At 54.5% G+C, this 11,101-nt stretch carries 12 protein-coding genes; 2 read left to right on the forward strand and 10 right to left on the reverse strand.

The features are described 5' to 3' along the window. Positions 1–32: 32 nt before the first annotated feature. The 7 genes from FYJ78_RS00750 to hydF form a co-directional block, all read right to left on the reverse strand. A complete protein-coding gene (locus tag FYJ78_RS00750; protein ID WP_195847817.1) occupies positions 33–944 on the reverse strand; it encodes an ROK family protein in 912 nt (303 codons plus the stop codon). Next, positions 916–1,995, reverse strand: coding sequence for a [FeFe] hydrogenase H-cluster radical SAM maturase HydE (hydE, locus tag FYJ78_RS00755; protein WP_154619491.1), 1,080 nt, complete (start codon positions 1,993–1,995; stop codon positions 916–918). The genes FYJ78_RS00750 and hydE overlap by 29 nt, the downstream gene beginning before the upstream one ends. Positions 1,996–2,029: 34 nt before the next feature. Continuing rightward, positions 2,030–2,668 (reverse strand): hypothetical protein, encoded by a 639-nt coding sequence (locus FYJ78_RS00760; protein ID WP_154619492.1) that lies wholly within the window; start codon positions 2,666–2,668, stop codon positions 2,030–2,032. A gap of 92 nt (positions 2,669–2,760) precedes the next feature. Further along, positions 2,761–3,696 (reverse strand): homoserine O-acetyltransferase MetA, encoded by a 936-nt coding sequence (gene metA, locus FYJ78_RS00765; protein WP_154619493.1) that lies wholly within the window; start codon positions 3,694–3,696, stop codon positions 2,761–2,763. A 172-nt stretch (positions 3,697–3,868) separates the two neighbouring features. Beyond that, a complete protein-coding gene (locus tag FYJ78_RS00770) occupies positions 3,869–4,762 on the reverse strand; it encodes a hypothetical protein (protein ID WP_235899740.1) in 894 nt (297 codons plus the stop codon). 81 nt (positions 4,763–4,843) lie between these two features. After that, positions 4,844–6,304, reverse strand: coding sequence for a glycoside hydrolase family 28 protein (locus FYJ78_RS00775; protein ID WP_154619494.1), 1,461 nt, complete (start codon positions 6,302–6,304; stop codon positions 4,844–4,846). Beyond that, entirely contained in the window at positions 6,301–7,512 is a 1,212-nt protein-coding gene (gene hydF, locus FYJ78_RS00780) for a [FeFe] hydrogenase H-cluster maturation GTPase HydF (protein ID WP_154619495.1), read from the reverse strand. Before hydF ends, FYJ78_RS00775 begins: the two co-directional genes overlap by 4 nt. Positions 7,513–7,620: 108 nt before the next feature. Here hydF and FYJ78_RS00785 point away from each other — a divergent pair, with 108 nt between their 5' ends. Continuing rightward, entirely contained in the window at positions 7,621–8,181 is a 561-nt protein-coding gene (locus FYJ78_RS00785; protein ID WP_154619496.1) for a hypothetical protein, read from the forward strand. Between the two features lie 144 nt (positions 8,182–8,325). On the opposite strand, the gene FYJ78_RS00790 is transcribed toward FYJ78_RS00785, so the two are convergent. The 3 genes from FYJ78_RS00790 to FYJ78_RS00800 all read right to left on the reverse strand — a co-directional run bounded on the left by FYJ78_RS00790 (position 8,326) and on the right by FYJ78_RS00800 (position 10,570). Beyond that, positions 8,326–8,556, reverse strand: coding sequence for a hypothetical protein (locus FYJ78_RS00790; RefSeq protein ID WP_154619497.1), 231 nt, complete (start codon positions 8,554–8,556; stop codon positions 8,326–8,328). Positions 8,557–8,827: 271 nt separating this feature from the next. Beyond that, entirely contained in the window at positions 8,828–9,676 is an 849-nt protein-coding gene (locus FYJ78_RS00795; protein ID WP_328597596.1) for a histidinol-phosphatase, read from the reverse strand. An 84-nt stretch (positions 9,677–9,760) separates the two neighbouring features. After that, positions 9,761–10,570: an HAD family hydrolase gene (locus FYJ78_RS00800; RefSeq protein WP_154619498.1), complete on the reverse strand. Its 810-nt coding sequence runs from the start codon at positions 10,568–10,570 to the stop codon at positions 9,761–9,763. A gap of 265 nt (positions 10,571–10,835) precedes the next feature. Here FYJ78_RS00800 and FYJ78_RS00805 point away from each other — a divergent pair, with 265 nt between their 5' ends. Beyond that, positions 10,836–11,093, forward strand: coding sequence for a DUF4405 domain-containing protein (locus tag FYJ78_RS00805; protein WP_154619499.1), 258 nt, complete (start codon positions 10,836–10,838; stop codon positions 11,091–11,093). Positions 11,094–11,101 lie beyond the last annotated feature (8 nt).

Genomic DNA, 11,101 nt, shown 5'->3' on the forward strand with positions numbered 1-11,101 from the left:
CAGATTGAATTTCCGTTAAATAGTTGATATACTCAACGAATTAAGCCGGCACTATGCAGGTGGTACAGATTGCCAATCATCCCCGCCGCATTGCCCAGACGAGCAAATTCGATGCGCGTTCCCGAGCGCATGGCCGGAACCACCAGCTTTTCGATACGCTGAACAATCCGCGGACGCAGGTATTTCTCCTGCGCCATCACGCCGCCGCCCAGCACGATAACTTCCGGATTTAACAAACAGCAGATATTGGCCAGTCCCTCCGAAAGGTTATCGATCATGTGTTCAATGGCCAGAACCGCATCCGCATCGCCGTCCTCCGCCCAGGCAAAGACCGTGCTTCCTTTCAGTCCGGCCGGGGAAACATTATGCGACACGGCGGCTTCCTGAATCATCGACCGGGTGGACGCAGTCTCCTCAAACAGCCGATGTTCACCATGAACGCGCATAAATCCCGCTTCACCAGCGCTGAATCCGGCGCCATGCCATACCTTGCCATGGAGGAGAAAACACCCGCCGATGCCGGTTCCCACGGTCATGACAAAAACCGATTCCGCGCCCTTTGCCGCGCCCTGCCAATATTCGCCCAAAGCGGCCGCATTGACATCATTTTCAACCACACAGGGAATCCCGCAGGCTTCGCTGACCCGGCGGCCCAGCAAAATGCCGCTGTAGCCGGGAAAGCTGGTCTCTCCGGCAAAGACAATTTCGCCATCTAAGCCGGGACGCACGATGCCCGCCGTATCGATCCCGACAGCTCCCAGCGCATACCGCTTCTGATACTGCTGAACAATCTCCACTGCCTTGCGGACAATCCCTTCGCCGCCCTCCTCTTTGGCCAGTGTCGGGCGGGAGTCCCGTTCCAGCAAGCGGCCATCCGCATCCGCCAAACCGAACTTGATCGCCGTACCGCCAATATCAATGGTTGCATACTTTTGCTCGCTCATCATCCTGCCTCCTCCGCCCATGATGCCGGAACCCTTTGTCCGCGGCCACAAAACGCCCCATAGCCCGAATGCGCCCGCCCATACAGGCCCGGCAGTCGGCGGGCGTATCCGCTACGCAAATCTTCCCGGGATAAAGTGCATATTTCCGGCGAAAATCCCCCTCGGTCACATTAGGCATCACCACATTCGCACCGGAATTCAAAATGACCTCCCGGCCGTGGGGAACCATCGTCTCCATCGCCGTCGTCGCGGGAATATTGGCCTCGGGCAGAAGCAGGCGCAGCAGCGAAACCATCCGGCGCGTCAAATGCCAGTCGCCCGGCGCCGCTTTTCCCAGCGGCGTATCGCCGTTTGGGATCAGCGGGCCAATGCCGACCATATCCGCATCAATCTGCTGATACCACAAAATATCCCGGGCGATCATCGCCGGAGTCTGCCCCGGCAGGCCGACCAGCGTCCCCGTGCCGACCTCATAGCCCAGTTTCTTTAAATCCAGCGTACATTGTATTCGCCGCGCATGGCTCATCCCCGGGTCCCAGCGCTCGTACAACGCCGCATCCGTTGTTTCAATGCGAAGCAGGTACCGGTCAGCCCCCGCCTCGCGGAACGCCTGATACTCTTCATAGGAACGCTCGCCGACAGACAGCGTCACCGCCAGATCCATCGCCTTGATCCGCCGAATGATCCCGCAAAGTACCGGAGCGGTAAACTGCAAATCTTCACCGGACTGCAGGACTACGGTATGATAACCATACCCCCGGGCCTTGTCAGCCAGCTCCACGATCTCATCCGGAGATAACCGGTACCGCTCGATCTTGCTGTTATCGCACCGCAGCCCGCAGTACATACAATGACAGCGGCAGATATTGGAAAATTCGATCAGCCCGCGCAAATGCACGCCGTCGCCCACAAACTCCTGACGGACGCGATCCGCCGCCGCCGCCAGAGCTTTCTCCGCTTCGTCATCGGTCAGAAGGCTTTCGATTTCCGACGCGTTCAATACATGATCCCGCGCGGCCCGGTCAATAAGATCCTGCCGATATTCCCCCATGGTTCTCCCCTTTTCATCCGATACCTTCCGACAGTCAGTGCGCCGCCGAAGAGCGATGCCCCGCCGACGACTTTTTATGCGCTTTCCGCCCTTTCGCCGGCGCAGAGGAGCCGTTGCCGCCGGTATTTTCGGCCAGAACCGCTCCCTTCATCTTCTGCGTCCGCGTCAGGATCTCTTCCGCATGATCATCGGCATAGCGGAGGATGGCCCGGTAAAACCGACCGTCTACATCCTTCTCGGAAAGGTCTGCGATCCGGATCAGTTTTTGGGGCTCCGTCGTATCGAGCACCCCCCAGCCGCTGTCCAGATCCTGATGCTTCGTGACCTGAACCGTCTGCTCCTTCAGATGAAAGCACAAATACTCCGCCGCTCCGACCAGATCGCCGTAACCGCTCGTCGATTCCATCTTCCAGCGCCGCTTGGAAACCACATCCTGAATCTGAATCGAGTCGTATGTCTTGAGCACCGGAACCAGAAGAATATCCCGGTTAATATGTTTCTGCGCATCGACATCATAATAAATCTGCTGCTTATTGAAGTAATAATTTTGTCTGGAAGTCGACTGCACCCACTGATAAATATCCTCCGGAACCGCTTCTGCCGCTTCGGTCTGCGGCGCAGCAGCAAAAAACACCACTGCCGCCAGAAGCCCTGCGCCCCATCGCATCTTCATATACGAATTCCTCCTGCACTGCTTTCTCGTTTTTATTTAAACGTTATCATTTTATCATCAGCAAATGAAAATGGGATGAACAAATTCGGTTTTCAGTCCTCGGGCTCCTTGTACAAGGTATCCAGTTCATACGGCGTTTCCTGATAAACATAATAGTTCAGCCAGTTGGCAAAGAGCAGATGTGCCACACTTCGCCAGCGCACGATCGGCGGCTGGGATGGATCATCATCCGGATAATAATTCTGCGGGATCTTCGGATTCAGTCCGGCCTGCTTATCCCGGTCATATTCCTGTTTCAGCGTCGTCGGATCGTACTCCGCATGACCGGTGATAAAGAACTGGCGCCGGGGCAGATTCGCAATGATATAAGGGCCGGCCTCGGAATCCGATTCCGCCAGAATCGTAAGCTCCGGCACTTTTAGAATATCTTCCCGATGCTCTTCCGTATGGCGGGAATGCGGCACATAAAATTCATCATCAAAGCCGCGCAGCAGGCGCTCATGCTCGACACAGACATGATGCCGGAACACCCCGAATATCTTCTCGGACACCGGATATTTCGGAATCCCATAATGATAGTACAGGCCGGCCTGCGCCCCCCAGCAGATATGAAACGTCGAATAAACATGAGTCTTGCTCCACTCCATGATTTCGGCCACTTCATCCCAGTAAGCCACTTCTTCAAACGCCATATTTTCCACCGGAGCCCCGGTGATAATCATGCCATCGTATTTCTTGTGGCGCACCTCATCAAACGTTCCATAAAATTGCGCCAGATAATCCATCGGCGTATGGCTCGGCGTATAGGTTTCCGTATAGATAAAATCCACTTCGACCTGAAGCGGGCTGTTTCCCAGCAGGCGCAGCAGCTGCGTTTCCGTGATATACTTGATCGGCATCAGGTTCAGAATCAAAATCTTCAGCGGACGGATATCCTGACTGTACGCCCGGTCAGCATCCATCACAAAGATGTTCTCCCCTTCAAGAATATGCGCTGCCGGCAGCGCATTCGGTATTTTTATCGGCATAAATCCACTTCCTCCAATATTCCTCTGTCGGCCGCAGTGCGGCAAGCTCCGACGCGGCGGGATAATGTTTTTATTATACCATAAATCACCAATGCAAAGCGATTCCGTGCGCCGCAAAATCTTCACGCAAAAAAACCTTCCCGGCACAAAGGCGCGGGAAGGCTGGTACCGCTCACTCCAGACTGTAGCGGTTCACCCATTTGCTATTGGCCTGCACATAGCTGCGCAAAGCCCGGATCATCTTATATTCCGATGAGGTCTTGCTGATCATCCGGTACTGACCGTCCAGACTTTCGTCCATCGACTGCCAGCCCGTCTGCGCTGTCCATGACTTTCCACTGATGATCTTGGCGGTAGCCTGCGGCAGATTCACCGCCATTTTCAGGAACTGGATTTCAACGACTTTGCCGTTCGCATCCTTGGTTTCCTGCCAGGCCCAATACACCAGATTGTCTCCGCGCATACGCATCGTCGTCGTATCCGCGGTAATATGTACCCTCACTCCATCTGCCGACGCTTCATCGTAAATGGTAGTCCAGCGATCCTTGGCAGCGGCCCGCTCGGTCTCCGCTGACTGATGAAAGGCCTGATCGACAGCAGCATCATAAAACGCCTCATCAAACTGCTGGGACGTGATCTCCTTTTCTCGCTCCGTTCCGTCAGAACGGGACCAGATGACATTCCCGGCCGAATCATAAAACGATTCCTGTAAATAACGGACGGTACGGTACTGCGGACGGATCAGAAGCTGCGCTGTACTATATGCCAGCGAAGCCGGATTGGTGATTTTCCGATTCAGCCCGTAATTTTGCAGCGTTTCCTGCGCGCCGCCATAGCTGTAGGCTGTTTTCGTCCACACTTGAATCTCCGTCGGCACCAGTCCCCGCGCCGTATCCACCTGATTCGTCACCACGACGGATTCGGGATCAAAATACTTGCTGTAATGATCGTCAGAGCTCAGCCAGTACCAGCCCGCTTCGGCCCGGTCAGGCATCCCGCCCAAAAGGGGCAGCACCATAAGCAAGAAAAGGACAAAACCCGTTCGAAAAAAAACGTGTCGATTCATATTGTTCACCTCGTCATTTGAAACCGATGGACGTCCTTTTCATTGTAACGTATTTATCCGGGAACGGCAACCGGCAGACCTTTAAAAATCCGCCGCGCCGTCACATGCTTTCCCGTTGATCTGCATCCCCGTCAGATGGATATTTTCCGCCGGCGTCTCTTCCAGCCGGAAAACCCTTCCGCCCGATGATCCCGCACGGCGGACCACGCAATCCTTCCATGTGAAATCATACACCGGATTGCGCGCATAGGTCCGAATATCCGCCAATGGAGTACGGCAGGCATCCACGGTCAGATTTTCCAGATGCAGTCCGTGAATATCCGGCGTATATTCGCCGATGTCTCCGCCGTCGTATGCCATATCCACCGTCAGAACCGCCCGGCTGACACGGCGTATCTCATCGCCGAACGCCCAGAATCCCTCGACTCCGCCGCCGCGGCGGGAATTGGTCTTCAACCGGTAAGCCCAGCGCAGATCCGGACTGTCCATCACATTGTGCAGACTGTAAACCTGACTGATTCCTCCGGCCATTTCACTTCCCATGGTCACGCCGCCATGGCCGCCCCGGAACACATTGCGCTCAATAACAATGCGCTGCGACGGACGCCCTACGCGGCGTCCGTCGTTATCCCGCCCGGCTTTGATGGCGATGCAGTCATCTCCCGTCTGGAAAAAGCTGTCCTTGATCCAGACGTTTCGGCAGGCATCGGGATCCACGCCGTCCGTATTCGGGCCGGATGCCTCGATCGCAACATGATCTACCATGACATCCTCACAAAGCACCGGATTGATATGATACATCGGCGAATTTTTGACCCGGATTCCCCGGATAAGGACTCTCTTGCTCGCATACGGCTGAATCAGAACCGGACGCAAATAATGTCCCCTGCCGAAAATACGCTGTTCCACTGGCACATCATCGTTGCTCATCTCCTTCAACTCACTGCTGGCCTGCTGCTGGTTGGGATACGAGCCCTTCCACAGCCCGGCACCGACCCATGGCCACCAGGCGTCTCCATGACCGTCAATCACGCCCTGCTGCGGCGAGCCGCTCCCCGTCACGGCGATATCCTCACCGCCGTATACATAGAGAAAGGGCGAATAATTATAACATTCCGTACATTCGAACCGCGTCAATACCAGTTTCCCGGCATAATCATCCGGACGGTGGCTGAAATCCAGCACCGCGCCATCGTCCAGACGCAGTTCGACATGACTCCTAAGCGTCAGCGGCCCGGCCAAATAAAAATGTCCGGACGGTACCAGAACCACCCCGCCCTTTTGTGCGGCATGATCGAGTGCCTGCTGAAAGGCCGGCCGGTCATCCCGGCGGTCATCGGGGACCGCACCGTAATCCGTAACCCGGTAAATCCTGTCCTGCGGGATCTGCGGCAGGCAAAGCGAAGCCGTAATCGCCGCAGCCTGCCGCTCGATATCCGCTTCGGCCTGCGCCGGGACGGAACCCGCCAGCGCCAGAACGGCCATAGCCAGTACCGCTGCAAGAAGCTGTCTGCCTCTTCTGTGCTTCTGATGCGCTGTCATCCTATATCATCCTCCGGCAATTCCACTTCATCCAATATCCCCAGCAGCGCTGCGATCACAATCCCGTAATTCGACATGGGAACGCCCTGCTCCCGGCACTGCGCTACACGGCTCAGCACATACTTGCGATTAAACATACAAGCGCCGCAATGAATGACAAAATCGATTCCGGCAAGGTCCTGCGGGAAATCGCGTCCAGCCGTCACATCGATGCGAATCCCGTCGCCCAACTTGCTGCGCAGCAGACGCGGCAGCTTGATGCGGCCGATATCCTCGGTCAGAGGCCGATGCGTACATGCCTCGGCGATCAAAATATGCGCATCCGGCTTCAGCTTGCTCAGCCGGGCAGCGGATTCCGCGTAGTATCGGATATCGCCTTTATAGCCGGCAAACAGCACGGAAAAGGAGGTCAGACGGCTTTCGGCCGGCTTTTGCCGGCTGACTTCGCGAAAGGCCTGCGAATCCGTGATGATGAGATTCGGCGGTTCTTTCAGCGAAGCAATCGCCGCCGCCATTTCATCGGTCGTACAACAGACCGCGCGGCACTTCTTATCCAGCAGTTCCCGCAGTGTCTGTACCTGCGGCAGGATCAGCCGTCCTTTCGGCGCCTGAATATCCTGCGGCATAACCAGCAAAACCGTGTCCCCGGCATGGCATAGGTTTTGCGTAATGCTCGGCTGCTCAAAGTCCTCGGGAAGCTGACGAATCATCTCCGACCGCAGCGCATCGAGGCCGAATTTCTCCGCAGCACTGACGGGGACAGGGCGCAGACCAGTTTCCTTTGCCACGCGCTCAGCCAGACTGCGTCCTCCATCCGCCGACAAATCCGTCTGACTGATCACCGCGATCACCGGCGTTCCGCTCTGACGAAAGCGATGAACCCAGTCCAGCTCCTCCGCCATATCCTCATCGTGAAAAAGAACCAGCGCCAGATCCGTTTCCCGGGCTGCCCGCTCCGTCTTATCAACACGCAGCAGACCAAGCTCGCCCTCATCATCAAATCCGGCCGTATCGATAAATACCACCGGTCCGATTCCATGCAGCTCCATCGCCTTGTATACGGGGTCCGTCGTCGTCCCCGGCACAGCAGAAACCGTCGCCACCTGCTGACCGGTCAAAGCGTTGACCAGCGTCGACTTCCCGCTGTTGCGCCGCCCATACAAACCGATATGGAGCCGATTGGCCCGCGGGGTATCATTCAGGCTCATAGCCATCCCTCCATTCCTGCTTCTATGAACCATAGTATAGCACAGCCCCGATCAAATATGTTACACTATATTTATAGGAAAACCACGCAAAATATAAAGGAGTTTTTCATGAGCGATTATACCAATTTCCAAATCGGCGAAGCGTTTCCTCTGCCAATCCGCCATCAGCAGGACGGCGGATTGTTTCAGATCGACGTCAACGGCTGCATGTTCATCCTGCAGCTTTCCCGTACCGACATCATCGCCCGGGAGGCATTCCGCACCGGCCAAATGGAGATCGCCCTCTACGAACAGGACGGTCTGCTTTTCTTTCTCTATCAGATGGACGGCATTTTCAAAGACGGCTGGGGGGACGCGCCCATCTCGCTTTGCGGCGTCCGGCCGGAGTTTCTGCCGACGCCGCAGAGTCTGAAGGATCCCGTCCTGCACCTGTATCTGGTCGATACTACGCTGCAGATTCTGCTCGCACAGCGTCAGGTTACGCTCGATGAGCCCTTTATGGACATCCTGCGCCGCTATGTCTCTGCACAAAAAAAACAGCCGCTCTCCGAAGCGGCGTATGCACAAACCGTGCAAGACATTTGGCGCGGAAAAACCTCCGCACAGATGAGGGAAATGGCCAGCGCAGTACAGGAAATCCCTCTTGCCATCAAGCCGCCTTTGTCGTGACCTCCTGTGCCATCCAACCGGCATCCTTTGGGACGGCTGCCATCCCCGCAGAAAGAAAACACGGGGCTCAGCCCCGTCAGCATCGGATAACACAAAGCGCCCGCCGCACTTCTTCGTGCAGCGGGCGCTTTCCTCATAACCCCGTCACGCAACGCTTTCCGTCACGCTGTCATTCACACGGCTGTCGAGCCAATCTGCTACTACCTGACGCTCATCAGACTTGCGATCCTTACGGGACAGGTCGACCATGTCCTGACTCATGGCATAAGCCCGAAAATCCTTCTTGCCCATCAGCTTAGCCGCTTTCGTAAACTGCTTCACACGAACGGGGATATATACGCATTCCATCCACTGTGAATAAATCTGCACCTTCATGATTCTCTCTCCTTGTATCAAAAAACGATGATTGCAAAAAACAAATGGATTAAACCATCCACAGCATTCTCCTGTTCTCTGACAAACATGCCGGCAGCTCACTGCCTTTGTTTTTTGTTACAAGGTATATCGGATATCATCACGAAAGATTAAGCATTGCGCAACAAAACGTATGAAGAAACTTTTTTTGTACTTTCATTTTATCGCAGAAAAATCCTCTTTGTCAAGAAAATGTTAGAAGATTTTAATTATGATAAGTTTCATTTATTCGTCAGGACAAATCCATAACGTTTCTCTTACGGTTTACGAGCTGCAGCGTCGTCGTATAGCCAAATTTCCGGACATACTCCACGGCCTCATCATGGTAAGCACCGCAATCTTCCGGCCGGTGCGCATCCGAGTTCAGAATGACCGGCAGATCGTATTTCGCCGCTAGTTTCATGAAGTCCGGATAAGGGGAAATCTCCCGAATCGGATACCGGTAGAGCGTTCCTGTGTTCACGTCCACGATCATGTCCGCCCGTTTCAGCGCCCTGACGGCGCGTTCCAGATACGGCGTCACATCAAAATCCGGCAGGAAGCAGAACAGACGGATATTAAAGGGATGTCCCAGAATATCATACAGTCCGGAATCCGCCAGCTTTTCCACTTCCTCCGTATACCATTCGTAGATTTCCTGCAGCGAATGGCGTTCCCACTCCGCCTTGATTTCGGAAGAATCATACGCCCAGCCGTGCAGAAAATGAACCGAGCCAATGATATAGTCAAAATCATACGCACGAAAAATCTCTCCGACTTTCTTCTGATCCTGAAAATTGCAGACCTCGATCCCGGTGCGCACGGTATGCTTCCGGCGCAGCTTTTCCATAAAACGGAAATACTCATCCAATGTATATTTGAATTTGTTGGACTGCAGCCATTTCTGCTGAAAGGCGCCAATGAAAGAATCATCCAGAACCAGATCCTCGTAATAAAGATCGCGGAACTCCGGAAAGGTATGCGAGTGTTCCGAAATGCCGATTTCCGACAGTCCTCTGCGCCGCGCCGCTTCAAAAAAACCTTCCGCCCACGCCTCATCATAGGAGCCCTTTTCAAAATGCATATGATAATCCATCTTCACGGATCATTCCCCCTTAACCGCAGACCAACGCTTACAGATATAGATTATTATAGCACAAATCCGCCGAGTTCCCCGCTCTCTGCGTCAAGGATCACAAAGCCCGGCGTCAATCAGGCGGCGGATTCCCCGCAAAACGCCATGCTCCGCATTGCTTTCCGTCTCATAGCGGGCCAGCCGCTTGATGGAGGGATGCGCATTGGCCATGGCAAAACTGTACCCGACCGCTTCCATCAGCTCCGCGTCGTTTAAATAATCACCAAACGCCGCGCATTCCTCCGGCCGCACGCCAAGGCTGCGCTGCACATGACGCACGGCCACCCCCTTGTTGATATCCGCATTCATGACGTCGACCCAGCTGTCGCTCGACAACGCAACCTGAAGAGGCCCCCGAAACCGGCGCAGCGGATCATAGATGCGGCGGTCTGCCTGTCCGGTTGAATCCCAGAACGACGCCTTGATCATCTCATCATCGATTCCCTCAAAATCCTGGACTGTCGTACAATGCGTATAATATTTTCGCATTTCTGCCGCGAAAACCGCATCGTACTGGCACTCCAGCACATAGGCGTTCTTTTTCCCGCAATAAGCCGTATACACATGCGGCACATCCTCCAGCGCGCGGATCACCTGCATGCCCATACCATGGTCCATCGGGCTGGAAAAAAGCTCCTTTCCCCGGTACCTGACCATCGTACCGTTTTCCGCCAGAAACAAAAATTCCTCCCGATAATCCCGGAACGTATCCAGCAGAGAGAAATATTGCCGCCCGGAACAGGGCGCAAACATCACGCCTCGTTCACGCAGGCAGCGGGCCACCGAATCAAACCCGTCCGGCAACTGTCCCTGCTCATCCAGCAGCGTACCGTCCATATCCGAAAAAATCATTTTTATCATCCAAAGTTCCTCCGAAACGAAATAAAATCATTTCATTTGTAACAAAAATACTTTCATAATGTATATTCATTATATCAGGATCATCCGGAAGCAGCAACCAGAACTTCTGCCGGAAGTGCGGCAAGGACCGGGAAAACAGGGCCCGTTTCTCAGCAGTCAGCCCGCCATGAATTTTTCATTGGTTTTTGTTATAATGAAAGAAAAATCACCCTGACCGGTATTTCCCATCCTTCGAAAATCCTCCATCAAAGAAAGAAGGGGTTGCATGAAAAAGAATTTCTATCTCGATCTCCTGCTCTTCCTCAGCGGACTGATCTGTATCCTCACCGGCATCGTCCTCGACTTTCACCTCTTTGCCGGACATGGAAACGGGCGCGCGCTCAAGGGAATCATTACGGCCATTCATACCTACAGCGGCTACATCATGGCGGCCGGCCTGCTCTTCCATCTGATCTGGCATTGGAAATGGATCAAAGCGGCCGCCGGCAAATCCCTGACCCGGGCCAATGGCAAACAGGGATAACGCGAAAC

This window comes from Wylensekiella montiformis (genome assembly GCF_009697385.1).
In the GTDB taxonomy this organism is placed as follows: Bacteria; Bacillota; Negativicutes; order Selenomonadales; family Selenomonadaceae; genus Selenomonas_A; species Selenomonas_A montiformis.